Source organism: Streptomyces sp. KPB2 (genome assembly GCF_003950055.1).
Classification (GTDB): Bacteria; Actinomycetota; Actinomycetes; order Streptomycetales; family Streptomycetaceae; genus Streptomyces; species Streptomyces salinarius.
This window is the reverse complement of the sequence record NZ_CP034353.1, coordinates 4,227,956-4,253,943: the sequence shown is the minus strand read 5'-3', so window position 1 is coordinate 4,253,943 and position 25,988 is coordinate 4,227,956. Positions and strand designations below refer to the sequence as shown.

General features: G+C 73.4%; 21 protein-coding genes and 1 tRNA gene. 11 read left to right on the top strand and 11 right to left on the bottom strand.

Annotated elements, in window-relative coordinates; all coding sequences use genetic code 11:
• Positions 1-173 precede the first annotated feature (173 nt).
• Entirely contained in the window at positions 174-4,571 is a 4,398-nt protein-coding gene (locus D1J63_RS18885; protein ID WP_125630182.1) for a PAS domain-containing protein, read from the top strand.
• An 18-nt stretch (positions 4,572-4,589) separates the two neighbouring features.
• On the opposite strand, the gene D1J63_RS18880 is transcribed toward D1J63_RS18885, so the two are convergent.
• Positions 4,590-5,168 carry a TetR family transcriptional regulator gene (locus D1J63_RS18880; protein WP_125630179.1) on the bottom strand — a complete coding sequence of 193 codons (579 nt, stop codon included), beginning with the start codon at positions 5,166-5,168 and terminating at the stop codon, positions 4,590-4,592.
• Positions 5,169-5,308: 140 nt separating this feature from the next.
• Here D1J63_RS18880 and D1J63_RS18875 point away from each other — a divergent pair, with 140 nt between their 5' ends.
• Complete coding sequence (locus D1J63_RS18875) at positions 5,309-6,598, top strand: MFS transporter (RefSeq protein ID WP_125630177.1); 1,290 nt, start codon at positions 5,309-5,311, stop codon at positions 6,596-6,598.
• Between the two features lie 75 nt (positions 6,599-6,673).
• Here D1J63_RS18875 and D1J63_RS18870 read toward each other — a convergent pair whose 3' ends face one another.
• The 3 genes from D1J63_RS18870 to D1J63_RS18855 form a co-directional block, all read right to left on the bottom strand.
• Entirely contained in the window at positions 6,674-8,350 is a 1,677-nt protein-coding gene (locus D1J63_RS18870; RefSeq protein ID WP_125630175.1) for a long-chain fatty acid--CoA ligase, read from the bottom strand.
• Between the two features lie 127 nt (positions 8,351-8,477).
• Positions 8,478-9,110, bottom strand: a complete 633-nt coding sequence (locus tag D1J63_RS18865) for a SigE family RNA polymerase sigma factor (RefSeq protein WP_164712884.1) — start codon at positions 9,108-9,110, stop codon at positions 8,478-8,480.
• A gap of 352 nt (positions 9,111-9,462) precedes the next feature.
• Entirely contained in the window at positions 9,463-9,789 is a 327-nt protein-coding gene (locus D1J63_RS18855) for a hypothetical protein (protein ID WP_125630173.1), read from the bottom strand.
• 362 nt (positions 9,790-10,151) lie between these two features.
• On the opposite strand from D1J63_RS18855, the gene D1J63_RS18850 reads away from it, so the two are divergent.
• Positions 10,152-11,045: a bifunctional DNA primase/polymerase gene (locus tag D1J63_RS18850; RefSeq protein WP_125630171.1), complete on the top strand. Its 894-nt coding sequence runs from the start codon at positions 10,152-10,154 to the stop codon at positions 11,043-11,045.
• A 6-nt stretch (positions 11,046-11,051) separates the two neighbouring features.
• Here D1J63_RS18850 and D1J63_RS18845 read toward each other — a convergent pair whose 3' ends face one another.
• Positions 11,052-11,429, bottom strand: a complete 378-nt coding sequence (locus D1J63_RS18845) for a MerR family transcriptional regulator (RefSeq protein WP_125630169.1) — start codon at positions 11,427-11,429, stop codon at positions 11,052-11,054.
• A 75-nt stretch (positions 11,430-11,504) separates the two neighbouring features.
• On the opposite strand from D1J63_RS18845, the gene D1J63_RS18840 reads away from it, so the two are divergent.
• Positions 11,505-12,233, top strand: coding sequence for an SDR family oxidoreductase (locus D1J63_RS18840; RefSeq protein WP_125630167.1), 729 nt, complete (start codon positions 11,505-11,507; stop codon positions 12,231-12,233).
• A gap of 38 nt (positions 12,234-12,271) precedes the next feature.
• A protein-coding gene (locus D1J63_RS18835) for an IS5 family transposase (protein ID WP_241235487.1) occupies positions 12,272-13,143 on the top strand; the annotation gives its coding sequence in 2 pieces (ribosomal slippage) (positions 12,272-12,632 and positions 12,632-13,143; 873 coding nt in all).
• Positions 13,144-13,320: 177 nt separating this feature from the next.
• Here D1J63_RS18835 and D1J63_RS18830 read toward each other — a convergent pair.
• Positions 13,321-13,405, bottom strand: a tRNA-Ser gene (locus tag D1J63_RS18830).
• Positions 13,406-13,467: 62 nt separating this feature from the next.
• On the bottom strand, positions 13,468-14,058 hold the full coding sequence (locus D1J63_RS18825) for a TetR/AcrR family transcriptional regulator (RefSeq protein WP_125630165.1): 591 nt from the start codon (positions 14,056-14,058) through the stop codon (positions 13,468-13,470).
• 71 nt (positions 14,059-14,129) lie between these two features.
• On the opposite strand from D1J63_RS18825, the gene D1J63_RS18820 reads away from it, so the two are divergent.
• Positions 14,130-15,023, top strand: coding sequence for an NADP-dependent oxidoreductase (locus D1J63_RS18820; protein WP_164712883.1), 894 nt, complete (start codon positions 14,130-14,132; stop codon positions 15,021-15,023).
• Between the two features lie 101 nt (positions 15,024-15,124).
• Here D1J63_RS18820 and D1J63_RS18815 read toward each other — a convergent pair whose 3' ends face one another.
• Positions 15,125-16,753 (bottom strand): trypsin-like peptidase domain-containing protein, encoded by a 1,629-nt coding sequence (locus D1J63_RS18815; protein ID WP_125630162.1) that lies wholly within the window; start codon positions 16,751-16,753, stop codon positions 15,125-15,127.
• A 262-nt stretch (positions 16,754-17,015) separates the two neighbouring features.
• Between D1J63_RS18815 and D1J63_RS18810 the strand changes: the two genes are divergently transcribed.
• From D1J63_RS18810 to D1J63_RS18800, 3 genes are all read left to right on the top strand, one after another.
• The gene (locus D1J63_RS18810) at positions 17,016-17,852 is read left to right on the top strand and encodes a glycerophosphodiester phosphodiesterase (protein ID WP_125630160.1); all 837 of its coding nucleotides are present in this window, start codon (positions 17,016-17,018) and stop codon (positions 17,850-17,852) included.
• A 220-nt stretch (positions 17,853-18,072) separates the two neighbouring features.
• Positions 18,073-18,711, top strand: a complete 639-nt coding sequence (locus D1J63_RS18805) for an ATP-binding protein (protein WP_102927911.1) — start codon at positions 18,073-18,075, stop codon at positions 18,709-18,711.
• 163 nt (positions 18,712-18,874) lie between these two features.
• Complete coding sequence (locus D1J63_RS18800; RefSeq protein WP_125630158.1) at positions 18,875-19,840, top strand: DUF5926 family protein; 966 nt, start codon at positions 18,875-18,877, stop codon at positions 19,838-19,840.
• Positions 19,841-20,084: 244 nt separating this feature from the next.
• Here the strand turns inward: D1J63_RS18800 and D1J63_RS18795 are convergent, their stop codons facing one another.
• Positions 20,085-20,696 (bottom strand): hypothetical protein, encoded by a 612-nt coding sequence (locus D1J63_RS18795; RefSeq protein WP_241235701.1) that lies wholly within the window; start codon positions 20,694-20,696, stop codon positions 20,085-20,087.
• 190 nt (positions 20,697-20,886) lie between these two features.
• Positions 20,887-21,552: a bifunctional DNA primase/polymerase gene (locus D1J63_RS18790; protein ID WP_125630156.1), complete on the bottom strand. Its 666-nt coding sequence runs from the start codon at positions 21,550-21,552 to the stop codon at positions 20,887-20,889.
• A gap of 660 nt (positions 21,553-22,212) precedes the next feature.
• On the opposite strand from D1J63_RS18790, the gene D1J63_RS18785 reads away from it, so the two are divergent.
• Together D1J63_RS18785 and D1J63_RS18780 are read left to right on the top strand one after the other, a co-directional pair.
• Positions 22,213-23,646, top strand: a complete 1,434-nt coding sequence (locus D1J63_RS18785; protein WP_125630154.1) for a PP2C family protein-serine/threonine phosphatase — start codon at positions 22,213-22,215, stop codon at positions 23,644-23,646.
• Positions 23,647-23,789: 143 nt separating this feature from the next.
• Complete coding sequence (locus tag D1J63_RS18780; RefSeq protein WP_125630152.1) at positions 23,790-25,247, top strand: aminopeptidase P family protein; 1,458 nt, start codon at positions 23,790-23,792, stop codon at positions 25,245-25,247.
• Between the two features lie 67 nt (positions 25,248-25,314).
• Here D1J63_RS18780 and D1J63_RS18775 read toward each other — a convergent pair whose 3' ends face one another.
• Positions 25,315-25,779 (bottom strand): ATP-binding protein, encoded by a 465-nt coding sequence (locus D1J63_RS18775; RefSeq protein ID WP_125630150.1) that lies wholly within the window; start codon positions 25,777-25,779, stop codon positions 25,315-25,317.
• Positions 25,780-25,988 lie beyond the last annotated feature (209 nt).

Genomic DNA, 25,988 nt, shown 5'->3' with positions numbered 1-25,988 from the left:
GGCCCGACGGTCACCGGTCACACGTTCTACGCCACCTCCTCGTGCGACCTACGTCCCATCCCACCCCGCCCGCCGGGCCCCAACCCTTAGACTCCCTCGGGTGACACGCCGCGGGCCGATTGGCAAGATGGCCCAGGCGGTCGGCAAGTGCGGTAACAGGAGGGAAGCGTCTCGTGAGCAGCAGGCCATCCCGAGGCGCTGCTCGCCTCGCAGCCATACTGGACGCGCTGCCGGACGCGTTGGTCCTGGTCAACGCCAACGGCACCGTGGTCAACGCGAACACCATCGCGCTGGAGGCGTTCGAGACGCCGGGCACCGCGCTGGTCGGGCGGGGGCTCCTTGATCTGCTGCCCCAGTTCGACTCGCGGCTGATCCCCGGGTCCATGCGGCGGCCGGACCACATCGATCCGCGGGCGCGTACGAAGCCGACCCGGATGGTCGCCCGGCGCACCGACGGCTCCGAGTTCCCGGTCGAGGTCACCAGCGCCAACCTGGAGACCGGCCAGCAGGCCTACGACACCTACGGCTACACCGGCGACGAGCTGCTGATGCTGGTCGTCCGCGACCTGTCCGGCACCGTCGACACCGAGGCCGAGCTGGCCCGTTCGCAGCGGCAGACCGAGATGATCCTGCGGGCCGCCTCCGAGGGCGTCGTGGGCACCGACACCGACGGGCGGATCGTCCTCGTCAACCCGGCCGCCGCCCAGATCCTGGGCTACCGCGCCGGTGAACTGGGCGGCCGCGAGCTGCACACCCTGGTCCTGCACTCCCGCGCCGACGGCTCGCCGTTCCCGTACGACGAGTCGCCGCTCGCCGACACCCTGCGCTCCGGGCGCAAGCACCGGGTGCGCGGGCAGGTGCTGTTCGCCAAGAGCGGGGACCAGCTGCCGGTCGACCTGACGACCGCCCCCGTGCGCGACGGCGACCAGCTCGTCGGCGCCGTGATGACCTTCACCGACCGGCGCCCCTACGACGCCCTCGTCAAGGAGCACGAGGAGGCGGAGCAGCGGCACGCCGAGGAACTGGAGCGGCTCGCCGAGGAGCACGCCTCCGAGCTGACCGCGCTGCGCCAGCGGCACGTCGCCGAGCTGGAGGAGCTGCGGGAGAAGCACGCGGAGGAGCTCGCCGCGGACGCCGACCGCTACGCCGCCCTCGGCGAGCGGGAGAAGGACCGGTACGAGGCGATCGCCGGCCGGCACGAGCAGCTGCTCACCCTCCTGGGCGACTCGCTGCGCGGGCCGCTGGACGAGCTGCGCCAGGAGCTGGCCGCGCTGGCCTCCGACGACGCCGGGCAGCTGTGGCCCGAGGCCAACCAGGTGCTGCACCATCTGTCGGCCGGCTACTCGCGCATCACCACCCTCATCGACAACGTCCTGGGCTACCAGAGCCTCGACGTGGGCAACGAGCAGGTCGCCCGTACGAAGGTGATGCTCGACGCCGTCGTCGCCGCGGGTGTCGACGGGGCTGTGGAGTTGATCGGGCCGGGACGGGTGCAGTTCGCCGTGCACGCGCCGCCGATCGAGGCCGAGGTGGACCCCCGGCTCCTCGCCACCGCGCTCGCCCATCTCGTCGCGGACGTCGCGGGCGTCGACGCGACCGGCAACTCGCCCGTGTCGGCGACGGGCGGATACCTGGACAACACCGTCGTGGTCGCGGCGGCGCAGCGCGGCGAGGTCGTGCGCATCGAGGTGCGCGGGCCGTACGCCGGCGGGGACCCGGTGCACGAGCCGATCGTGCGCGGGATCGTGCGGGCGCACGGCGGCGTGCTGCAGACGCACGAGGTGCCCGGCATGAGCGGCAGCGCGTTCGTGCTGGAGGTGCCGATCGGGGGCGGGGCCGGTGCGGTCGCCGCCCCGGGCACCGAGGTGGCTTCCGTCGCACCTGCCGAGGGTGCCGGTGGCGTGGGCGCGGGGAACGCCGTGGCCGTGCGGGAGCCGGCCCCCGGGGGCGGGCGGCGGCGGGCGCGCCGGGCGTCGGTCGACGCGTTCCTGGAGAGCGAGGTCGCGGGTGCGCCGGGCGAGGGCGGTGCCGGGCCCGAGGCGGAGAAGGCCGCTCCGACCGGGCGGCGCAGGCGGCGCGCGGCGCAGGCCGAGAGCGAGATCCAGGCTCGGGGACAGGTGCAGGCGCCGGAGCAGGGCGCCGCTTCGGCTCCACTGCCCGTGCCCGCGCAGGCGGGTCCCGGTGAGGGAGCCGGGGCCGGTGGTACCGGGCGCCGGCGCGGACGGCCCGCCGAGGGTCCGGGTACCGAGGTCGCCGTGGCAGCGCAGGGGGCGCCCGCCGGGGTGTCCGAGGGTGCCGTCGTTATGGCCGGCGAGCACGGCGGAGGGTCCGCGGCGTCCAACACCGGGCTGGGCGGGACCGTACCCCCGCAGGGGGTGCCCGCGCCGGCCGCCGGCCGCCGGGCCGGGCAGGACGGCGGAGAGCAGCACGCGCTGCCCCCGGCCCTGCCCGCGCAGGCCGGTGAGTCGGATCCCGCGCACCGCGCTTCCGCAGACCCCGCGCACACGGACCGGCCGACGGGGCGCCGGCGGCGCGCCCTCGCCTCCGCGAACGAACGTGCCGCGGCGCAGGAGGCCGCTCCGCGCCAGGTGTTCGCCCTGCCGCCCGCCGACGCGGACCGTCCGTCCGACGGTACGGCGGAGGCGGCGCCGGAGGGCCAGGACCCGGCTCGCGTTCAGGGGCAGGCGCCGACCGGGCCCCTTCCAGTCCCCGGTCCCCTTCCCGTACCCGGGCCCGCCGCTCCCGGTGACGCCCTGCCCGACGACGGTCGTCACGACGCCGTACCGCACGACCGGGCCGACGACCACACGCCGCCGCAGCCGCACCCCGCCGAGGCGCCCACGGGACGCCGCCGCCGGGCCGCCACCCCCCGGCCGACCGGGGAACCGGCGCCGGTCCCGGCGCAGCACGCCCCCGCGCAGGGCGTCCCCGCGCAGGGGGCGCCGACGCCGGTGCAGGGAGCCCCGGTGCCGTCTCCGGCCGAGGCGCAGGAGTCCCGGCCCGCCGCAGCCGGTGCCGACGCCGCGCAGCCCGACATCCCGCACCCCGGCACCGCGGCGCCCGCTGCCCCCGGCCGGCCGGCGCCCGCGCCGCAGCCTCAGCCCCAGCCGCAGCCCCAGTCCTGGCCCGCGGCCGGGGACACCCAGGGCGCCGGCATGCCTGTACCGCCCGTGCCGCCCGGCGCGGCCGTCGGCCCCGCGGCTCCGGCCACGCCTGCCACGCCCGCCGCGCCCGCCGCCCCGGCGGCTCCGGCGGCCCCCCGGAGCGTCCCCGCCACCACGCCGAGCCGGGGCACGCCGCTGCCGCCCGAGAACGCGCCCGCCCCGCGCGCGGCGCAGCCGCTGCCCGCCGAGGCGTCCGCTCCCGTCGACCCGAACTCGACGCAGGGCCGGGCGATCAGCGTGCGCACCCTCGGCCAGGGCGTGCCGTTCAACCGGCAGGCGGTCCAGGTGCAGCAACCGTCGGCCACACCCGCCCCGCACCAGCCGGGTGGCGGTGGGCGACGCCGCAAGCTGGGCACGCCGCCCGACCCGGCCGCCGGCGCCGCGGCGCAGTCGGCCCGCCCGCACCCGGCCGCGGAGCAGCCGCCCGGCGCGCTGCCCCCCACCACGCCGCCGCCCACCGCGCAGCCGAAGAAGCAGTCCCCGCCGCAGCCCCAGGAGCAGCCGTCCCTGGCCGGCGGTCAGGGACGGCTCGCGCCGGTCACCGAGGGCGCCGGACGGTCGTACGCCATAGGGGCACCGGACCGGGACGCCGCCGAGGGGCCCGAGCCGCTGGACGGGCCCGGCGGGGCCGTCGAGGTGGCCGACCCGCCGCGTCCGCAGCCGATGGACGACGAGCTGCCGCCGGAGCCGCTGGACAACCCGCGCCGGCTGCTGGTGTGGCCCGCGCCGGACGTCTCCACGCAGCAGGCGCTCAGCGACCGCGGCTACCGGCCGGTGATCGTGAACTCGCGCGAGGAGGTGGACGCGCAGATCGCGGCTTTCCCGGCCGCGCTGTTCGTGGACCCGCTGACCGGGCCGATCACCCGTACGGCGCTGCAGTCGCTGCGGCAGGCGGCGGTGGCGGCCGAGGTGCCGGTGCTGGTCACGGCCGGTCTCGGACAGGCCTCGCGGGACGCGGCCTACGGCGCGGATCCCGCCGTGCTGCTGAAGGCGCTCGCGCCCCGGGACAGCGAGCAGCACCCGCCGCGCGTGCTGCTGATCGAGGAGCACGCGGAGATCGCCCTGGCGCTGACGGCGACGCTGGAGCGGCGCGGGATGCAGGTGGCGCGGGCGGCGAGCGACGCCGACGCGGTGACGCTGGCGGGGCAGTTCCGGCCGAACCTGGTCGTGATGGACCTGATGCGGGTGCAGCGGCGCCAGGAGGGGTCCGCCGGGATCATCGACTGGCTGCGCGCCAACGGACAGCTCAACCGCACCCCGCTGGTCGTCTACACCGCCGCCGTCGACCAGGACGACCTGCCGCGCCTCGCCTCGGGCGAGACGGTGCTGTTCCTGGCGGAGCGTTCCACCAGCGGCGAGGTGCAGTCCCGGATCGTCGAGCTGCTGTCGCGGATCGGGACCAACTGAGGGCCCGGCGGCCCGGACCTACCGTTCGACGATCCGACGGGCCGCCTTCTTGATCGAGTCGCGCAGCCGGTCGCCGTCGCCGTCCTCGCCGCCGACGAGGATGCGCTTCATCTGGGGCACGACGACCGCCCAGTTGGCCATCGCGACCAGCAGGAACAGCAGGTCGGGCGCCGGGATGGCGTCGGTGACGACGCCGCGTTCCTGGCCGTCCCGCAGGGTCGCGACCTTGCGGGCGTAGTGCGCTTGGCGTTCCGCCTCGTGGGGCAGCTCGGCGGTGCCGTACTCCATGCCCTCCCAGAAGAGCAGGCGCAGCAGCTCGGGGTGGACGGCGTGGTAGTCCAGCAGGCGGTCGATCCAGCCCTCGATGTCGTCCGGGTCGACGGGGACGGAGATCGCGAGGTCGAGCATCTTCTTCTCGAGGACGGACGCGAACAGCTCGCCCTTGTTGCCGTAGTAGGCGTAGATCAGCTGCTTGTTGGCCCTGGCCTCGGCCGCGATGCGGTCGATGCGCGCCCCGGCGATGCCGTGGCGGGCGAACTCCGCCACCGCCGCCTCGAAGATCCGGGCCTTGGTGGCCTCGGGGTCCCTTGCTGCCATGGGGCCAGGGTAACGGGGCCCCGAGCGGTAACCAACTATTTGGTTGACAGGGTTCGGGAATGCGGGACAGACTCCCGGGGTTGCCTCCAACCAACCAGTTAGTTGTTAGCTGGTGTGCACTCGAAGGAGTCGGTCCGCCCATGCCGTCATCGCCCGCCGCTTCCGTCACGTCGCCGCAGACCGGCCCCGGAAGCACCGCCCCCGTGCACCCACCCGGCCCCGCCGGTCCGTCCGGAACCGGACCGTCCGGTGCCGTCGCCCGGCTCTTCCTCCCCCTGATCGCCCTGTGCACCGCCGTCACGGCCGCCAACATCTATCTCGCGGCGCCGCTGCTCCCCCTCATCGCCCACGACATGGGCTCCACCCCGTCGGCGGTCGCCTGGCTCGCCTCGGTCGCGCAGCTCGGGTACGCGGCCGGCCTGCTCTTCTTCGCCCCGCTCGGCGACAGCGTGAACCGGCGCCGCCTGGTCGCCGTCCTCTCGCTGGTCGCCACGGCGGCCCTGCTCGCCGCCGCCGCGTCGGCCAGCACCGGCGCGCTCGCGGGTGCGGTCCTGGTCGCCTCGGCCGCGACCGTCGTACCGCAGCTGCTCGTCCCGCTGGTCGCCGAGCGCGCCCCCGCCGACCGCCGGGCCCGGCACGTCGCCGCCGTCATCGCGGGCCTGTTCACCGGCGTCGTCGCGGCCCGGGTGGTCGGCGGTCTCGCCGGGCAGGCCTTCGGCTGGCGCACGGTGTTCGTGGGCGCCGCCGTCCTGACCGCCGTACTGGGGCTGGCGACGGCGTACATCCTGCCGGTGGAGCGGCGGCAGCGGCGGGGGCCGCTGTTCGCGGGGCTCGTCGCGATACCGGGCTTGGTCCGCCGCTCGCCCGACCTGTGGCGGGCGTGCGTGCGGCAGGCGGGGATGTACGGCGCCTGGAGCGCCCTGTGGACCTCGCTCGCCCTGCTCCTCACGGGGGACGAGAGGTACGGCATGACCACCGCCGCGGCCGGTCTGTTCGGGCTGTTCGGGCTGGCGGCGAGCGTCGTCGCACCGCTCGCCGGGGGCCTGGTCGACCGGTTCGGCGCCGCCAAGGTCGTACGGTCCGCGTACGCGCTGGCCGCGCTCTCCGTGCCGCTGTTCTGGCTGGGCGGGCAGGTGATGGCGGCGTTGTGCGCGGCAGCCGTCCTGGTGCACGCCGCCCTGGTCGCCTCCCACGTCGCCAACCAGACCCTCGCCCTGACCACGACCTCGGCCCCGGCCACCGCCAACACGGCCTACGTCGTCGCCGGCTTCGCGGGCGGCGCGCTGGCCTCGGCCCTCACCGGGCCCGCGTTCGGTCACTGGGGCTGGGGCGGCGTGTGCGCGGTGGCGGGGGCGTGGCTGGTGCTGGGGTGGACGGCCACGGCCGTACGCCCGGCGCGGACTGCGCGCACGCCCCGTACCGCGCGGTGAGGGCGGGAGAGGCGGAGGGGGCGCCGGGCGGGGGGCCGTGGGGCCCGCCGACCGGCATCCTCGTACCCGCGCCGGTCAGAGACGGGTGACGTCGAGACCGCCGTCGGCGTACTGCCTGCGCAGCACCTTCTTGTCGAACTTGCCGACGCTGGTCTTCGGCACCGTCTCGATGAGGGTCCAGCGTTCCGGGAGCTGCCACTTGGCGATCTTGCCGTCCTCGGCGAGGAAGGTGCGCAGGGCGGCGAAGTCGGTGGTGGCGCCCTCCCTGAGGACGACGGTGGCCAGCGGGCGCTCGCCCCACTTGTCGTCCGGGACGGCGACCACGGCGGCCTCGGCGACGTTCGGGTGGGACATCAGCGCGTTCTCCAGCTCGACCGAGGAGATCCACTCGCCGCCGGACTTGATGACGTCCTTGGCCCGGTCGGTCAGGGTGAGGAAGCCGTCCGGCGAGATGGTGCCGACGTCACCCGTCTTCAGCCAGCCGTCCTCGCTGAACTTGTCGTCGGGACGCAGCGGCTCCGCGCCGGGGCCGTTGTAGTAGGCACCGGCGATCCAGTTGCCGCGCACCTCCAGCTCACCGGCGGACTCCCCGTCCCAGGGCAGGCGCTCGCCGCCGGGACCGGTGAGGCGGGCCTCGACGCCGGCCGGGAAGCGGCCCTGGGTGAGGCGGTAGGCGAACTCCTCCGGCGTCCCGACGACGTGGGCGGGCGGCCGGGCGATGGTGCCGAGCGGCGAGGTCTCCGTCATGCCCCAGGCATGGCAGACCCGCATGCCGAGCGCGTCGAACGCCTCCATCAGGGAGGGGGGACAGGCCGAGCCGCCGATGGTGACCTGGGTGAGCGAGGAGACGTCGCGGGGCCTGGCCGTCAGCTCGGCGAGCAGGCCCTGCCAGATGGTGGGGACGGCGGCGGCGTGCGTGGGCCGCTCGCCCTCGATCATCGCGGCGAGGGGCGCGGGCTGCAGGAAGCGGTCCGGCATCAGCATGTTCACGCCGGTCATGAAGGTGGCGTGCGGCAGCCCCCAGGCGTTGACGTGGAACTGCGGGACCACGACCAGCGTGGTGTCCTGATCGGTCAGGCCCATCGACTGGGCCATGTTGACCTGCATGGAGTGCAGGTAGATGGAGCGGTGGCTGTAGACCACGCCCTTGGGGTCGCCGGTGGTGCCGGAGGTGTAGCACATGGCGGCCGCGGCCCGCTCGTCCAGCTCGGGCCAGTCGTACGTGGTGGGCTTCGGGACGATCAGGTCCTCGTACTCGTGCACCTGGACGGCGGTCCCGTCCAGCAGCGAGCGGTCGCCCGGCCCGGTGACGACGACGTGCTCGACGGTCTTCAGGTGCGGCAGCAGCGGGGCGAGCAGCGGCAGCAGCGAACCGTTGGCGATCACGACCCGGTCGGCGGCGTGGTTGACGATCCAGGCCAGCTGCTCGGGCGGGAGGCGGAGGTTGAGGGTGTGGAGGATCGCGCCCATGGAGGGGATCGCGAAGTAGGCCTCGACGTGCTCGGCGTTGTTCCACATGAGGGTGGCGACGCGTTCGTCGCCGTCGACCGCGAGGTCCTCGCGCAGGGCGTGCGCCAGCTGGGCGGCGCGGGCGCCGATGTCGGCGAAGGAACGGCGGTGCGGCTCGTCCTCACCGGTCCAGGTGGTCACCTGCGAGCTGCCGTGGATGGTCGACCCGTGGGTCAGGATCCTCGAAATCAGCAGCGGTACGTCCTGCATCGTGCTCAGCACGGTGTCCTCCCGGGGCGACATTGCCTACGCGGCGGTAAGGGATGCGCTGATTCTGCGCACATACCGCGCGGTATGTCACTAGTCCCGGGCGATCGATCAGTGGGCGGGACGGTTCACGCGATCGGGCCCAGGGCGTCTGCGGCCCGGCTCAGGACCGGACAAACCCCAGCTCAGGGTCCTCGCGGAGCTTGCCGAGGGCCCGGGAGACCGCCGACTTCACGGTGCCCACGGAAACACCCAGCACTTCCGCCGTCCGGGCCTCGCTCAGGTCCTCGTAGTACCTGAGGACGACCATGGCGCGCTGCCGTGCGGGCAGCTTCATGATCGCGCGCCACATCGCGTCGTGCAGCGCCTGCCGCTCCGCCGGGTCCTCGCCGCCTGGCACGGGCTCCGGCTCGGGCAGCTCGTCGCAGGCGAACTCGTCGACCTTGCGCTTGCGCCACTGCGAGGTCCGGGTGTTCAGCAGCGCCCGGCGCACATAGCCGTCCAGGGCGCGATGGTCCTCGATGCGCTCCCAGGCCACGTACGTCTTGGTGAGCGCGGTCTGCAGCAGGTCCTCCGCGTCGCTCGGGTTCGCGGTGAGCGAGCGGGCGGTACGCAGCAGCACCGGCCGGCGGGCCTTCACGTACGAGGAGAACGACGGGTACGGGAAGGTCTGCGTCCTTGCTGTGGCCGTGGCCAGGGCCGGGCCCGTTGCCACGATCGGGGCCGGGGGCGGCGCCGTGGCCGGCGCCATGGCGGTGGCGGCGCTCGAAGCGCTGGTGCAGACAGGTGCGGTCATGGCTCAACGCTATGAGCGAGGGGGCACCCGGCGGATCGGCCGCAGGTCCCGAAGGAGAGTCCCCCTCAGGTTGTAGGGGTGGTGTTGGCCCCACCTCCTGTAGGTGGAGCGGGGGAGGAGGGGTACTGCGGGTTGCCCCTGAGGGTTGCCCGGGGGACGGGCGAAGGAACTGCCCGGGGGACGGGCGAGGCGGCTGCCCGGGGGACGGGCGAACGGGGCCCGGGGACAGGCGAAAACGCCAGGGCGACGGTACCGAAGTACCGCCGCCCCGACGCACTGCGACCCCATGAAGCACACCCGCACAAGGAACCGAGGGGCCGGCGCGGCAGCGCACCCGCGCCGACCCCTCAGCTCACCACCACAGCGGGGAGAAGCTGACGGCCACGTTCTCGTTGCCCTGATTGATCGCCGTGAACGCCGAGCCGTCGACCTGCGCGGTGTTGCTCTGGTTCGACGCCCCCGAGCCGACCGCCTGCTGCTGCGTGGTGGACGAGTTGCCGTTGTTGTCGTCGCCGACGCCGCTGCCGAGGATGCCGGCGTTGGCACTGGCGGCGGTCGCGCTGGATCCGTCGTCCGCGAAGGCGCCGTTGTCCGCCGTCGCCACCCCGCCGAAGAGAGCGGCGGCGAGCGGGAGGGCGGCGACGGCGGCGACGACACGGGCGGTACGGATGCTTGCCATGTTGTTCCTCCAGAACAAGTGCGCACCGGCTTCAGCCGACAACGCGTGAAGTACGTGAACCAGGACTGGTGCCAAGGCAGTTGGCCGACCGCCTCGACGCTGTGCACGACGTCGCGTGATCAGAATTGCCCAGCGAACCCCGGCGAACCACCCCGGAAGCACCGATTCGCCCTCAAGCGTGAGGACAAGTCGATAAACCCCTTTGCTTCCCTTTCGCATCACCCGCCCACAGCACGGACAACCCCACCCCAAGCCCCACAAGAGGTGAAGCGTTCCGCCACTTTTTCTCCCCGACCCGCCCTCCCCGGCGCGTCGCACCCCTCACCCTTCCCTTTCTCGAACATGCGTACGAACATAGACCCATGGCCACCACCGACCGGCAGGCCACGACGCTGGCCCTCGCACACGCCCTGTCAGCCGCGGAACGCGGACTGGCCGTCATCCCGCTGGCCCGGACCAAGCTCCCCGCGCTGCGCTCCCCCCACCGCCGCGCCCCGACCCCCGGGCCCGTCACCTGCCACGGCGAGTGCGGCCGCTTCGGCCACGGTGTCCACGACGCCTCGACCGACCCGGCCCGCATCCGCGCCCTGTTCGCCGCCGCCCCCTGGGCCACGGGCTACGGCATCGCCTGCGGTCTGCCGCCGCACCACCTGATCGGCATCGACCTGGACACGAGGCCCGGCGAGCCGGACCCCGGCTCCTCGACCGCCCTGCGCGAACTGGCCCTGCGCCACCTGTTCACGATCCCGCCCACGGTCGTCGTCCTGACCCCCAGCGGAGGCCGCCACCTCTGGCTGACCGGCCCACCCGACCACGTCGTCCCCAACTCGGCCGGCCGCCTCGCCCCCGGCATCGACGTCCGGGGCGCCGGCGGCTACCTGGTCGGCCCCGGCTCCCGCACCCGCCACGGCAGCTACACGACCGCCCCGGGCACGTCCCACCTGCCCCCGGCCCTCTGCCCGCCCGCACTGCTCCGGCTGCTGCTCCCACCTCCCGTGCGGCGTACCGGGGGCGGCGCATCGGCATCGGGCGAGCCGGTGGCGGGCGGCCGGGGACTCGTCCAGTTCGTCCTCGCCGCGCAGGAGGGCCAGCGCAACACCCGCCTCTTCTGGGCGGCCTGCCGCGCCTACGAGAACGGCATCGGCCCGGCCCTCCTGACCCCCTTGCTGCAAGCCGCCCGCACCACGGGCCTGACCGACCGCGAGGCCCGCGCCACCATCGCCTCGGCGGCCCGTATGACGGGCCACCATCCCTGACCGCGCCTACGGGTGCGTGTCCGTGATCGCGATGATCTCGTCGAGGCGGTCCAGGGCGGCCTGCAGCTCGTCGACCTTGGCCTGGATGCGGTCGCGCTCGGCGCGCAGCATGGCTCGTTGCTCGGTGTCGGTGTGCCCGGTGTCCCAGCACGGAAGGAGTTCCGCGATCCTTCGACTGGTCAGACCGGCGGCGAACATCTGCTGGAAGAAGCGCACCAGGAGGACGGTGTCCTGCCGGTAGAGGCGCTGGCCGGACGGGCTGCGCTCGACGGTGAGCAGCCCCTGCTGCTCGTAGTAGCGCACGGCGCGTACCGAGACACCGGCGCCCCGTGCCACCTCGCCGATGCGGAGCAGCCGCTCGTCCGCGGTCTCCGTGACGGTCATGCTGATTCCTCTCGTCCCGGTTCTCACGGTCGGCACTTGCCTCTGACGTCAGCGTCAGGTTTTAGCGTACCGGGCATGGACATCAACAACTCCGTCGCCCTTGTCACCGGAGCCAACCGCGGCCTGGGCCGCGCCTTCGCCCGGCGCCTGCTCGAACGGGGCGCCCACAAGGTCTACGCCGCGGCCCGCCGACCGGAGACCGTGGACCTGCCCGGGGTCGAGGTGCTGCCCCTCGACATCACCGATCCGGCATCCGTGCGGGCCGCCGCCGAGGCCGCCCCGGACGTCACGCTCCTCGTCAACAACGCGGGAATCAGTACGGGGACCGATCTGGTGACCGGTTCGCTGGATACGGTGCGGCACGAGCTGGAAACCAACATGTTCGGCCACCTGGGAATGATCCGGGAGTTCGCGCCGGCGCTGGCCGGGAACGGCGGGGGCGCTGTCGTCAACGTCCTCTCCGCCATGTCGTGGTTCGGGGGCGCGGGCGCCAATTCCTACCACTTGACCAAGGCCGCCGCCTGGGCCATGACCAACGGCGTCCGCCTGGAGCTCGCCGGGCAGGGCACGCTCGTCACAGCGGTACACCTCGGCCTGGCCGACACCGACATGGCGGCGGGCTGGTCCGTGGACAAGATCGCTCCGTCCGACCTGGCCGACGCGGCGCTCGACGGTGTCGAGGCGGGCTCCGCCGAGGTCCTCGCCGACCAGTGGAGCCGGGACATCAAGTCCCGGCTGCCGCTCACGCCGGAGGAGTTCAACGCCGCGATGGACCGCGCCCTGGCGGCGCTGATGGCGGCCTGAGGTGCCCACGGGGCAGATCGACCACTAGGCAGTTTCGTTTGGATCAGTCGGTCGTTGGTTCGGGTGTGCCGTTGACTGATGCGCAGTGGGCGCGGATTGAGCCGTTGCTCCCGGACCGGACGCCGAGGCGAGGTGGTCGCTGGCGAGACCATCGAGAGGTGATCGACGCGATCGCCTACAAGTTCCAGACCGGCACGCAGTGGGTTCACCTGCCGGAGAAGTACGGCAACTGGCGAGGGGTCTACAACCGGCTGCGGATGTGGGCCGTCGACGGCACCTGGGAGCGAGTCTTCACCGCCCTGGTCGCCCAGGCAGACGCGGACGAGGACCTCAACTGGGCCGTCTCGGTCGACTCCACCATCGTGCGGGCCCACCAGCACGCGGCCGGAGCCCGCAAAAGGGGGCCCCGGCCGGCGAGCCGACCGACCATGCCATCGGCCGGTCCCGCGGCGGACTGACCACGAAGATCCACCTCGCTGCCGACGCCCGCTGCCGGCCCCTGGCGTTCGTTCTCACCGCAGGCCAGGCCGGTGACGCACCCGCGTTCACCGACGTCATGGCCCGCCTGCGCGTTCCCCGCCGACGAGGACGACCCCGCACCAGGCCGGACCTGGTCCTGGCCGACAAGGCGTACTCCTCCCGCGCGATCCGCGAGCACCTGCGCAAGCGCGGCATCCGGGCAGTGATCCCCGTCCCCGCAGACCAGCGCGCACACCGGCTACGTCGGGGCAGCCGGGGCGGCAGGCCACCGGCCTTCGACCGCGAGACCTACAAGCAGCGCAACACCGTCGAGCGGTGCATCAACCGCCTGAAGCAGTGGCGTGGTATCGCCACCCGCTACGAAAAGACCGCCACCATCTACCTGGCCGGACTCCACATCGCGGGCATCTTCCTCTGGTCCGCCCGGTGATCCAAACGAAACTGCCTAGCCCTCGAACGAACTCCCCTGCCCGACGCCGGGATTCGGACCTGACGAACCGCCCGGTTGAGGTCGGGACGCGAATCGGGGGGAACCGCGGTCACTGACGGGCAGGACGCACGGCAGCGGCCCCCGACCAACCTGCTGGCCGGGGGCCGCTCACCTACGCGGTGGGTGTGGGATTTGAACCCACGGTGGCTTGCGCCACGACGGTTTTCAAGACCGTTCCCTTAGGCCGCTCGGGCAACCCACCCGTGCACCGTCCCGCCGGGGCGGAGCGGGTACAGCCTACCGGCAGCGTCCGGCGGGCGGGGCTCACGTGTGGCGGGGCGGGCGGGCGGCCTCCCAGGCGGCCTCGATCATCGGGAAGATCTCGTCCAGGGCGGCTTCCGGATCGGGGGCCTCGCGGGACAGCGAGTAGGCGTCGATCACGAACCGCGCGATGGTGCGGGCGGCCGTCTCGCTCCGGGTCAGGTCGGGGTCGGCGGCGATGGCCCGCGCGAGGGTGTCCGCGTGGCGCAGGCGGACCGACTCGTCGTACTTCCGCAGGGCGGGGGACGCGTCGATCATGCGCCAGACCGGGGCGGCGCTGTCGGCGGTGCAGTGCCGCACCAGGGCCAGGATCTCGCGGCGGAGCGCGGGGATGAGCGGCTCGTGCGGGGACCGGTCGGTGACCGCCCGCGTGAGGCGGTGCTCGAAGTCCTCGTCCTGCTCGAAGACCAGCGCCTCCTTCGAGGCGAAGTGGGAGAAGAGCGTGGTGACGGCCACGTCGGCCTCGGCGGCCACGTCACGGATGCCCACCGCGTCGTACCCGCGTTCCAGGAAGAGCCGCAGCGCGGTGTCGGCGATCTTCTGACGGGTCGCGGCCTTCTTGCGCTCACGACGGCCGGACTGCTGCACGGTCATGCCCGGCAGGCTAGCAGGTACGAAACCATAACCGTTATGAAAAGCTATCCGTTAGTGCTACGTTCGGCGGCATGAGGAAAGTGAGCTTCGCCGAATTCGGCGGTCCGGACGTTCTGCAACTCGTCGACGCCGAGGAGCCCCGTCCGGGCCCCGGCGAGATACGCGTCGCCGTGCGCGCGGCGGGCGTGAATCCCGTCGACTGGAGAATCAGGGAGGGACAGGTTCTGGGCGCCCATCCGGTCGAGTTGCCCTCGGGGGTCGGGATCGACGCCGCCGGGGTCGTGGACGAGGTCGGTGAGGGGGTCACGGGGGTCGAGGTCGGCGACCGGGTGTTCGGCGAGGGCAGCAGTACGTATGCCGAGTTCGCCGTGCTCGGGGCCTGGGCACGGATGCCCGAGGGGCTGTCGTTCGAGGAGGCGGCCGGGTACCCCTCCGTGGTGGAGACCGCGCTGCGCGTCGTCCGCGAGGTCGGTGTGCGGCCCGGGCAGACGCTCCTGGTCAGCGGTGCGTCGGGGGGAGTCGGTTCGGCGGTGCTGCAGATCGCCCGCGACCGCGGCATCAGGGTGATCGGTACGGCCGGCGCCGCGAACCAGGAGTACCTGCGCGAACTCGGCGCCCTCGCCACGACGTACGGCGACGGCTGGGTGGAGCGGGTGCGGCGGCTCGGTCCCGTCGACGCGGCTCTCGATCTGGCCGGCTCGGGGGTCGTTCGCGAGCTCGTCGAGCTGACCGGGAACGCGGACAGTGTCGTCAGCATCGCCGACCTGGGGGCGCCCGAGTTCGGCGTGCGGTTCTCCGGGGTGGCCGGAAGCATGCCGGCGGCGCTCGCCGAGGCCGTCGACCTGATCGCGCGGGGCAGGCTGCACATCCCGGTCGAGAAGTCGTACTCACTCGCCGAGGCCGCGGCGGCGCACGTCGACAGCCGGGCCGGTCACACGCGCGGGCGCCGGGTCGTCGTCATCTGACCGCCTGTACAGCGCACTTCAGCCGACCACCTGTACTACGCACTTCGCCACCGGGCGGATCCCGGTGGCGAAGGAGGCGGTCGTGCGGGGAACGGGGTGGATCAGTCGTCGCCGACCTTCGAGCCCAGGGTGACCTCGGTGGTGTGCTGCTTGCCGCCGCGCTCGTAGGTGACCGTGACCTCGTCGCCGGGCTTGTGGGTCCAGATCTCGCCGATCAGGGTCGGGCCGCTGTCGATCACCCGGTCGTCGAGCTTGGTGATGACGTCACCGGGCTTCAGGCCCGCGTCGTCGGCGGGGCCGCCCTTCTCGACGGGGTCGGAACCGCCCACGCCCTGCTCGGTGAGCTTGGCACCGTTCGTCGTCTCCTCCAGGGAGACGGAGGCGCCGATCTTCGCGTACACCGGCTTGCCGTTCTCGATCAGCTGCTGGGCGACGAACTCGGCCTGGTTGATGGGGATCGCGAAGCCCAGGCCGATGGAGCCGGCCTGGCCGGTGCCGAAGCTGCCGTTGCTGGACGACTGGATCGCGGAGTTGATGCCGATGACGTTGCCCTGCGCGTCCAGCAGCGGGCCGCCGGAGTTGCCCGGGTTGATCGACGCGTCGGTCTGCAGGGCGCTCATGTACGAGGCCTTGCTGTCGGCGCTGCCGTCGCTGGAGGCCACGGGGCGGTTCTTGGCGCTGATGATGCCCGTGGTCACCGTGTTGGACAGGCCGAACGGGGCGCCGATGGCGATCGTCGAGTCGCCCACCGCGACCTTGTCGGAGTCGCCGAGGGGGAGGGGGTTCAGGTCCGAGGGGGCGTTCTCCAGTTTGATGACCGCGACGTCGTAGCCCTGGGCGTGACCGACCACCTGGGCGTCGTACTTCTTGCCGTCGGGGAAGGTCGCGCTGAGCTTGCCGCCGTCGACCGCCTCCGCCACCACGTGGTTGTTGGTGACGATGTGGCCTTCCTTGTCGAAGACGAACCCGGTGCCGGTGCCGCCCTCGCCGTTGCTTCCCTCGGCCTGGATGGTGACCGTGCTGGGCAGCGCCTTGGCGGCCACTCCGGCGACGGTGCCCGCGTCGCGCTTGACGGAGCCGCCGGTGTCGGAGGCGGAGACCGTGGTGGAGCCGTTCCCGTCGTTGTTCCTGGCCAGGGTGTAGCCGAGCCCGCCGCCCAGGCCGCCCGCGACCAGCGCGGCGATCAGGACACCGGCGACCAGACCACCCCGTCCGCGGCCCGGCTTCGGGGCGGGCTGCTGGTACGAGGCTCCCCAGCCACCCGCTCCGCCACCGGCGCCCTCGTCCGGGCCGTTACCCGGGCCGTCGCCGTGACCGAAGCCGTCGCCGTGACCGAAGCCGTTGCCGTTGCCGTTGCCGTTGCCGTTGCCATGACCGAACCCCTCGCCGCCGCCCGCGCCGTACGTCGGCGTCTGGGCCGGGGTGCCCGGCGGCGGGGGCGGGGGCCACGAGGCGTCGGGAGCCGTGGGGGCCTGGGGGCCCTCGCCGCCCTGGGGGGCCGGCTGGTCCTGGGGCGCCTGGTGGGCCCGGGTCACCGGGGCCGGGGCCTGGGCGGGGGGAGCCGCCGGGGCCTCGGGGGTGGACGCCGGGGCCTCGGGGGACCCGGGGGCCGGGTGGGAGGTGTGCGGGGCGGGAGGCTGGGGCTGGGCGGAGGCAGCGGGAGCATCCACCGGCACGGGAGGTGCGGACGGGGCCGGGGGTACCGCGGTGCCCTCGTTCTCGGTGCTCACAGCTTCTCTCCTCGTTCCACGGCTGGTTGTCGCTCACCCTGGTCGCGCTCAGCCACGCTCACGCGCTGCTCCACGGTCCGGCGCGATGCGGATGTGCCGGTGTTTTTGTATGCCATCAGCTTTTCCCACGGGCCGTCAGGGCACCATAAGCCGTTGCTGTGCGTCCCCGACCGTTCTTTACATAGGTCATCCAAGACTAAACGGACGCGTTGCCGATTCCGCCGATGGCACGTCTACCCGCCCGCGGTGGCACCATGACGCGGTGACCCACGCACGACAGCACCGGATTCAGGTCGTCGCCCACCGCGGAGCCTCCGAGGAGGCCCCCGAGCACACGCTGGCCGCGTACCGGAAGGCGATCGAGGACGGGGCGGACGCCCTCGAGTGCGATGTCCGCCTGACCGCCGACGGCCACCTCGTCTGCGTCCACGACTGGCGCGTCAACCGTACGTCGAACGGTCGCGGCGCGGTGTCCGCGCTCGAGCTCGCCGATCTCGCCGCCCTGGACTTCGGCGCGCGCCGGACCCGGGAGTTCTGGCGCACGCGCGACGAGCAGCCCGACTGGGAGCACCGGCCGGAGGACCGCGAGGAGACCTCCGTACTGACGCTGGAGCGGCTGCTCCAACTGGTCGCCGACGCGGGGCGGCGCGTGGAGCTGGCCATCGAGACCAAGCACCCCACCCGCTGGGCGGGACAGGTCGAGGAGCGACTGCTGCTGCTCCTGAAGCGGTTCGGACTGGACGCACCGGCCTCGGCCGAGGAGTCCCCGGTGCGGGTGATGAGCTTCTCGGCACGGTCGCTGCACCGGGTGCGGGCGGCGTCGCCGACGCTGCCGACGGTGTACCTGATGCAGTTCGTCTCCCCCCGGCTGCGCGACGGACGGCTGCCCGCGGGTGTCCGGATCGCGGGCCCCTCGATGCGGATCGTCCGCAATCACCCCGCGTACATCGAGCGCCTGAAACAGGCCGGTCACCAGGTGCACGTGTGGACGGTGAACGAGACCTCCGACGTGAACCTCTGCGCAGGCCTGGGCGTCGACGCCATCATCACCAACCGGCCGCGCGCGGTCCTGGACCACCTCAACCGCCCCGGCCGCTGACCGGCCCACCGTCCGGACCGGGACCGCCGCACCGCCCGGACCGGGACCGCCGCACCGTCCGGACCGCGACCCGCCGACCGCCCGGGACGTCGGATCGTCCGCCGCTCTTGACCCGGCGGCCCCGCTGCCCCATCCTCCGGTCTCGGCCGGACCGATCAGATCCAGCCATGCGATTACGGGGAGTGCTCCGGCGCGTTCGGTGCGTGTTCGACCGTGTCGAATGCGTCACCGTACGGGGATCGGCCGGTTTCCGGCTCGGAGCGATGGGGCATCCACACCGTGGCGTGGGGCGAAGGAGGTCTCGGGGGTGGCGTTGGTGGTGGCACAGGAGGTGCCCACGTCGTCGAGCATGGCCGTGCCCCATGGCCCTGCGGGCGTGGGGGAAGCAAGACACCGCATGCGTGATCAGTTGCGCAGAGGCGGTGTGACGGAATCGGTCATCGACGACGCCGTACTGGTCCTTTCCGAACTACTGAGCAATGCCTGCAAACACGGCCGGCCGCTGGGCGACGCCCTGGCCGGGGACGGCGACGTCCGCGCCGCGTGGCAGGTGGACGCGGGCGGCCGGCTGCTCGTGGAGGTCACGGACGGCGGCGGCCCGACCCGCCCGGCTCCGGCGACCCCCTCGGTCACCGCGCACGGCGGCCGCGGGCTGAACATCATCACGGCGCTCGCCGACGACTGGGGCGTACGGGACGACGCCCGCGGAGAGGTCACGGTCTGGGTCGTCGTCCACGGCGACGTGCACGATCCGGACGCCGGGCACCGGCGTGACGACTTCGCCGCCCGGATCTCGGCACCGGCGGTCTCGGAGATCCCCGGCCTGGACTTCGCGGACGCCTTCGACGACCTCGGCTGATCCGGTGGCCCGTGCTCCGGGCGGGCCGGGGCGGGCACCAGGCCCTGGCGGGCGACGGCGAGTTGTCCACAGGCGGCCCGTCGTCCACAGGGTCCCGTCGGCCGGGTCCGGAACGGCTAGGCTCGCGCCGTACGAGTAGAGCCGTAACCGGGAGACACCCACGATGGCCAAGAAGCGACCCCAGACGAAGGCCAAGCGGCCCCAGCTCGACGACGCCGAGGTCCCGGTCGTCGGCGCCCGCGAGCCCTGCCCCTGCGGCAGCGGCCGGCGGTACAAGGCCTGTCACGGCCGGACCGCAGCCCAGGCCACCACCGCGCTGGTGCAGCGCCCGTTCGAGGGGCTGCCCGGCGAGTGCGACTGGGTGGCACTGCGGGAGTTGGTGCCGGCGGCCACGGTCGGGCTGACCCTGCGGGACGGCCTGCCCGAGGGCGTCCCCTCCGTCACGCTGGCCACGGTGCTGCCGATGGCCTGGCCCGCCCTGCGCCGCGACGACGGCTCGGTCCTGCTCGGCCTGCAGAACGACACGGCGTCCGGCGACATCAGCCGCGACCTCGCCGACACCCTCGCGCGGGCGCTGACCGCCGACCCGGGCACCCCGGTGCAGGGCCGCCGCGCTCCGGCCGACGGCCCCCGGCTGCAGGATCTGCTCGCACCCGAGGGCCCCTTCGAGCCGGAGGTGCACTCGGGCTTCGAGTTCTGGGTGCCGGACCCGGACAACGCCACGCCGGACGTCACCGCCTCCCTGGAGCGGGCCAACGCCGCGGCCATCCCGACCGTCCGGCTGCAGAGTGTCGACGCCGCCTACTGGTGCGAGACGCCGGACAAGAACCACCTGCGGTGGGTCATGCCGCACGAGGAGGAGCGCCTTCTGGACGCCCTGGCCCGGCTGCACGCCGCGGGCCGGTCGTCCCTCGGCGAGGGCACCCGGCTCGTGGGCTCCTTCCGCGCCCACGGGCTCACCGTGCCGGTGTGGGACCTGCCGAGCGAGATCACCGCGCAGGACGTCGAGAAGCCGGCCGCGGAGTTCGCCGAGCGGCTCGCCGAGGCCCTGGCCGCGGACGCCCCGCTCACCCACGACGAGCGCCGGGCGCGCGGCGGTCTGACCAACCGGCAGGTCACGCTCAGCTGACGTCCGCCCGCCGGGGCCGTCCCCGGCTGACCGACCGGTCAGCCGGAGCGGCGCCCTCCGGACGCGTGACTCCGATCACAACTCCCCGTGGAGACAGGCCAGTCGGTGACCGGAAACAAGAGATCGAATTTGCTAACCGCCGATCTCTTGTTACCGTTCCAGTAGCCCGGTTGCTGGTGCATCCCCCGTCGCCAGCAACCGGGTCTTTCCGTGTCCCAGGTCGTGCACTCACCGCAGTCGCCCGTCAGCTCCCCGTTTGCACGGGTGAGTTGCTCCCGGCGCCCTCGACGCTCTCGTCACCCCCGCCACTCACGCCGCTTCCGGCGCTTCCGGCACGCAGCAGCAGCGGCCCGTACCCGGCCCGTTGCGCGAACTCCGCGACCGCGCTGTACCCCGCCAGCCCGCCCCGGGTCGCCCCTTCGGCGTCCGGCGGCGTCTCGCAGGTGCCCGGCGCGTCCTCGGCGCTCACCGCACAGCGCATCCGCACGCTGCGCCCGTCGGGCCCCATGAGGCTCAGCACGGACTCGAGCGGGCCGCCGGTGACATTGCGGTAGTAGGTCCGCGCCCAGGTCTCCGTCCCCCGGGTCAGGACACAGGTCTGCGCTTCCACGCCCGCGGGCGAGGTGAGTTCGGGACCGCAGCGCGCGGCCAGCGCGGGACCGGGCGGTAGCGGTGAACGGGTGAGGACGGCGCCCGCCGCCGGGGACGCGGACGCCTTGCCGTCACCGCCCCGGGCGAGAAGCGGGACGAGCGCCGGGGCATCCCCGCCCCCGTCGCCCGAGGGCCCCGCTGACGCCACGGCGAACGGCAGTACGACCGCGCACACCACGACTCCCGCGAGCCCGTACAGACGGATCCGCCGACGGTCCGGCCCACCGCGGCGTCGCCCGGCGCGGCGCGGTCCGACGGTCCCTCGCGGTCCGACGGCGCCGAGCGGCCCTACGGCGCCGCGCCGTCCGACGGCACGGTGCTCCCCAGCATGAAGCGGCATGGGGCGGACGATAACGACCGCGAGCGGACCCGGACCCGGCCCGCGCCGGACACCCCTACGACTCGGGCGCGCTCACACCCGTACGAGTGAGTGCGTCGACCACCGCGTCCACCACGGCCTCCACGTCCGGCACCCAGGGCGCGGCGGAGCCGGGCAGCGGCGCCCGCTCCCAGCGGACGGCACCGGCGCCGGTCTCGGACGGCGGCAGCGCGAGATAGCCGCCCTCGCCGTGGAAGCGCAGGGAGCCGGGGACGAAGTCCTTGGCGTAGAGCAACTCGCCCAGCTGCTCCATGGAGTACGGCCTGACCAGCAGCGACCAGCGGTGGGGCGAGGCGACGACCGGGCCGGTCCGCAGCCCGGCGCGGTCGAGCGCCGCGAGCGCGTGGGCGGCCGGCAGGGCGGGCAGCGAGACGGCGCACGGGGCGCTGCCACCGGTGGCCAGGACGATCGGCGCGGTCGGCCGGTTGGTCCACCACCAGCGCACCATGCGGGCGTCGGTGGTCGCCGCGAGGAGACCGGGGTCGAAGGGATGCGCGCCCGGCACCGTGCACTCGGGGTCGGGGCAGGCGCAGCGCGACCGTGCCCGCTCGTCGGCCGCCGCGCCCGGGAGTACGGGCCACCGCCATTGTGTCGCGTAGGTCAGGGCCGCGCCGATCAGCTCAGGCCGCCCGTCGTCGTGCTGGGACAGGAGCCTGCGTCGCCTTCCGAGGATCTCGCGCATGAGCGCTCGTTCCTTTCCGTTGCACGCCTGGCAACACCGTGGTCACTCACACCATGTGTCGATCGCTTCGCTGTGCGTTGCTGGTGGCGCATCACACCCCTGCCGAGGGGCGCCCCCGCGGGGAGATCCCCGGACGACACCTCCACCACGGGCAAGGGAAACCCCTGTGGGTCGAGCACTGACTGCGTCCGTGACGGTTCCGACCACTGCGTCTGTCAAAAGCATGGGCGTGGCGCGGGGGTGGCGAAGTGTGGCGTTTTGCCGTCGCGCGTATTTCTCTCCGCCTCCGCCACGGGAGGATGGGGCACGGTCGTCGGTGGATAGGACGCCCGGGTCCGTCGCCAGGTTCCAGGTGGCCCCCAACCACCCCTGGCCTTCTCCGAGTACGTACCCATCACGACCGCTGTGACGCTCCGTGAAGCACCCCCAGTCGACCGCAACAAGGCGTCCTCTGGGGCAGTTTCAAGCCAATTTCGCATTTCCGCAAGGGGTCGGGAAGAAGGCCGTTCGCACCCCACGGACACCAGGAATCCCAGCAGGACAATGCTGGACATCCCCTTACGAGTGCGTGTACATGTGGAGACACTGCTGGCGGCGCAGAATGACATGGGGGTTTGCGATGCTTTTGAGCAGTAAGCGCCGGTCGGAAGGCCGGACGCCATGAACGCCCCGCACCCTGCGAAAGTGGCCGGAATCGATTCAACGGTTCCCTCCCCCGCACACACTGTCGCGCCCGCCCCGACGGACGCCTCCTCGGCGACCGGGTCCCGCACGGCGGACGCCGAGACCGTCACCGACGGCTCGGGCGCCCCCTGTGCCCCCGGCGCCCTGCTCCAGGACCGGCTCGCCGGCTGGGTCTCGGACCTCACCACCCTGCACGAACTGACCGAACGCCTGGTTCGCACGGGCACCCTCGCCGACGGCCTCCAGGAACTGCTGCACGCCGGAGCCGCCCTGGTCGGCGCCCGGCGCGGGCTCGTCGTGCTGGAACCGGCCGACGGACTCGGCCCCGACACCACCGTCGGCCTCGGCCTCGCCCGCGCCGATCTCGGCCACATCGAGACCGTGCCCCGCTCCTCCCTGTCCTACGGACGGATCCTGGACGGACTGCCGGTCGACGAGGACGGCGTCACCGAACCCGACCTGCTCGCCGAGAAGACCCTCGACCCCCGCCACCGCGAGGTCGCCGCCCGCCTCGGCTACGCCGCGAGCTACGCCCTCCCCCTGCACGCCGAGGGCTCCGGACGCCTCGGCGCCGCCGTCTGGCTCTACGACGAGCCCGCCGAACCGGGCGAACGGCAGCGCCACCTCGCCGGCCTGTACGTGCGGTACGCCGCCCAGCACCTGGCCCGCCTCCTGGAGGTCGAGCGCACCCGCGCCGCCGTGGCCACGATGGCCGAGGAACTGCTGCCCTCCCGCCTCCCCCGGGTGCCCGGCGTGCAGCTCGCCGCCCGGCACCGCACCGGCCCGCGCGGCGGGGGCGACTGGTACGACGCGCTGCCGCTGCCGGACGCCGCCCTCGGCCTCGCCGTCGGCTCCGTCACCGGGTCGGGGCCCAGCGCGGTCGCCGCGATGGGGAGGCTGCGCGCCTCGCTGCGGGCGTACGCCGTGATGGAGGGCGAGGATCCGGTCGCCGTCCTGTCCGACCTGGAGCTGCTGCTGCGGCTCACCGAGCCCGCCCGCTCGGCCACCGCGCTGTTCGGCTACTGCGAGCCCGCGCTGCGCCGGATCACCCTCGCCGGCGCCGGACACAGCCCGCCGCTGCTGATCGGGGAGCGGCGCACCGAGTTCGTCGAGACCTCCGTCTCCGCGCCGCTCGGCATGCTCGCCTGCTGGGAGGCGCCCAGCGTGGAGTTCGAGGCCGAACCCGGAGAGACGGTTCTGCTGTACACCGACGGACTGCTGCACCGCACCGGCGACCCGGCCGACCGCGCCTTCGCCCGGCTGCACGCGGCGGCGGCCGGAGTGCCCCGGGCCGCGCGCCACGACCCGGACGCGGTCGTCGAGCACGTCCTGCGCACCGTGCTGCCCGGCTCGAAGGCGGAGGCGGACTCCGAGGAGGACGTCGTCCTGCTGGCGGTCCGGTTCGAATAGCGGACGCCGGGGCGGCGTGAACGCCCCGCATGCCGCACATAACGGACGGTAGTGCCTTCGCGTAACAGGTCCTCCGGCCCTGGGCCCCCTTCCGTACGACCGTACGATGGGGGTGGTCCAGTGCCGTACCTAGGAGGATGACCGTGGCGGAGGAGCTCACCCCGGAGAACCCGGACGAGACCGAAGAGCCCATCAAGCAGCGCAAGAACGGCCTGTACCCGGGCGTGTCCGACGAGCTGGCCGAGAACATGAAGTCCGGCTGGGCCGACACGGAGCTGCACGACCTGGAGCCGATCGCCCAGGCCACGGAGACCGCCGCCCGCCGTGCCGCGCTGTCCGCCCGCTTCCCGGGCGAGCGTCTGGTGATCCCCGCGGGCAACCTGAAGACCCGCTCCAACGACACGGAGTACTCCTTCCGCGCCTCCGTCGAGTACGCGTACCTGACCGGCAACCAGACCGACGACGGCGTCCTGGTCATGGAGCCCGAGGGCGACGGTCACGCCGCGACGCTCTACCTCCTGCCGCGCTCGGACCGGGAGAACGGCGAGTTCTGGCTGAACGGCATGGGCGAGCTGTGGGTCGGCCGCCGCCACTCCCTCACCGAGGCCGGCAAGCTGTACGGCATCCCCGCCTCCGACGTCCGCGAGCTGGCCGACAGCCTGCGCGAGGCCACCGGCCCGGTGCGCGTCGTGCGCGGTTACGACGCCGGCATCGAGGCGGCCCTGACCGACAAGGTCACCGCCGAGCGCGACGAGGAGCTGCGCGTCTTCCTCTCCGAGGCCCGCCTGGTCAAGGACGAGTTCGAGATCGGCGAGCTGCAGAAGGCCGTCGACTCCACCGTGCGCGGCTTCGAGGACGTCGTGAAGGTCCTCGACAAGGCCGAGGCGACCAGCGAGCGCTACATCGAGGGCACCTTCTTCCTCCGCGCCCGCGTCGAGGGCAACGACGTCGGCTACGGCTCCATCTGCGCCGCCGGCCCGCACGCCTGCACCCTGCACTGGGTCCGCAACGACGGCCCGGTCCGCTCCGGCGACCTGCTGCTGCTCGACGCCGGCGTGGAGACGCACACGTACTACACCGCCGACGTCACCCGCACGCTGCCGATCAACGGCCGCTACAGCGAGCTGCAGAAGAAGATCTACGACGCCGTGTACGACGCCCAGGAGGCCGGCATCGCGGCGGTGAAGCCGGGCGCCGCGTACCGCGACTTCCACGACGCCTCCCAGCGCGTGCTGGCCGAGCGGCTCGTCGAGTGGGGTCTGGTCGAGGGCCCCGTCGAGCGCGTGCTGGAGCTCGGTCTGCAGCGCCGCTGGACGCTGCACGGCACCGGTCACATGCTCGGCATGGACGTCCACGACTGCGCCGCGGCGCGCGTCGAGTCGTACGTCGACGGCACGCTTGAGCCCGGCATGGTGCTCACCGTCGAGCCGGGCCTGTACTTCCAGGCCGACGACCTGACCGTGCCCGAGGAGTACCGGGGCATCGGCGTGCGCATCGAGGACGACATCCTCGTCACCGCCGACGGCAACCGGAACCTGTCCGCCGGCCTGCCGCGCCGCTCGGACGAGGTCGAGGCGTGGATGGCCGCGCTGAAGGGCTGACCCGTCGTGCGACGGCCGGGTACCGCGTGGTGCCCGGCCGTCGGCGTTCCCTCGCGGCCGGTGTCGGTCAGACCGCCACCAGCGGGGCGTTCTCCCGCCACTTGAGGATCTTGTCGAAGCTCACCACGGCACCGGCACGCCCCGGCTCACTGCCGATGTGGACGTGGTCCGCGAGCTCGCGGATGAGGCACAGACCGCGCCCGCTCTCCGCCTCCGCGGGCGCCGGACGGGCCAGGCCCTGCGGTCCGTCCGAAGCGGTGGCGGGGAAACCGGGGCCCGTGTCGGCGACCTCGATACGGCACCGTTCGCCGTCCAGATAGGCCGTGACGCGGTAGGCCTCGCCGGGGCCGCCCGACCCGTCGTCGCCGCCGTGCTCGACCGCGTTGGCGCAGGCCTCGCTCAGCGCGACGGAGAGGTCGAAGGAGATGTCGGGGTCGACGCCCGCGGTCTCCATGGTGCCGATCAGCAGGCGGCGGGCCAGGGGCACGCTCGCAGCCTCGCGCCGCAAATGGAGTGACCACCAGATGCTCATGCTCCAGCCTCCCGGCCGCGGCTCGACATACCGATACGTATTGCCCCTCACACCCGGGCGTAAGCACGCTGCCGCCGTGACACCGCTCGTCTGGCGGATGCGTCGCCGCCGCCGATCGGTGTATGCGGTGCGGCCCGCGACAGAAGGTGATCTTCCGTGTGGTTCCTCGCCTTCCGGTCGTACGGCATCTTGTGGACCTGCCGTACGGC

Excerpts from the sequence above, each read along its gene's own strand:
- D1J63_RS18850 (WP_125630171.1), top strand. The coding sequence starts at position 10,152 with ATGGCCACCACCGACCGGCAGGCCACGACGCTGGCCCTCGCACACGCC.
- D1J63_RS18880 (WP_125630179.1), bottom strand. The coding sequence starts at position 5,168 with ATGGCAGCAAGGGACCCCGAGGCCACCAAGGCCCGGATCTTCGAGGCG.
- D1J63_RS18805 (WP_102927911.1), top strand. The coding sequence starts at position 18,073 with ATGCGTCACCGTACGGGGATCGGCCGGTTTCCGGCTCGGAGCGATGGG.
- D1J63_RS18790 (WP_125630156.1), bottom strand. The coding sequence starts at position 21,552 with ATGCGCGAGATCCTCGGAAGGCGACGCAGGCTCCTGTCCCAGCACGAC.
- D1J63_RS18825 (WP_125630165.1), bottom strand. The coding sequence starts at position 14,058 with ATGACCGTGCAGCAGTCCGGCCGTCGTGAGCGCAAGAAGGCCGCGACC.
- D1J63_RS18875 (WP_125630177.1), top strand. The coding sequence starts at position 5,309 with ATGCCGTCATCGCCCGCCGCTTCCGTCACGTCGCCGCAGACCGGCCCC.
- D1J63_RS18855 (WP_125630173.1), bottom strand. The coding sequence starts at position 9,789 with ATGGCAAGCATCCGTACCGCCCGTGTCGTCGCCGCCGTCGCCGCCCTC.
- D1J63_RS18775 (WP_125630150.1), bottom strand. The coding sequence starts at position 25,779 with ATGAGCATCTGGTGGTCACTCCATTTGCGGCGCGAGGCTGCGAGCGTG.
- D1J63_RS18870 (WP_125630175.1), bottom strand. The coding sequence starts at position 8,350 with ATGTCGCCCCGGGAGGACACCGTGCTGAGCACGATGCAGGACGTACCG.
- D1J63_RS18800 (WP_125630158.1), top strand. The coding sequence starts at position 18,875 with ATGGCCAAGAAGCGACCCCAGACGAAGGCCAAGCGGCCCCAGCTCGAC.
- D1J63_RS18840 (WP_125630167.1), top strand. The coding sequence starts at position 11,505 with ATGGACATCAACAACTCCGTCGCCCTTGTCACCGGAGCCAACCGCGGC.
- D1J63_RS18845 (WP_125630169.1), bottom strand. The coding sequence starts at position 11,429 with ATGACCGTCACGGAGACCGCGGACGAGCGGCTGCTCCGCATCGGCGAG.
- D1J63_RS18785 (WP_125630154.1), top strand. The coding sequence starts at position 22,213 with ATGAACGCCCCGCACCCTGCGAAAGTGGCCGGAATCGATTCAACGGTT.
- D1J63_RS18820 (WP_164712883.1), top strand. The coding sequence starts at position 14,130 with ATGAGGAAAGTGAGCTTCGCCGAATTCGGCGGTCCGGACGTTCTGCAA.
- D1J63_RS18865 (WP_164712884.1), bottom strand. The coding sequence starts at position 9,110 with ATGACCGCACCTGTCTGCACCAGCGCTTCGAGCGCCGCCACCGCCATG.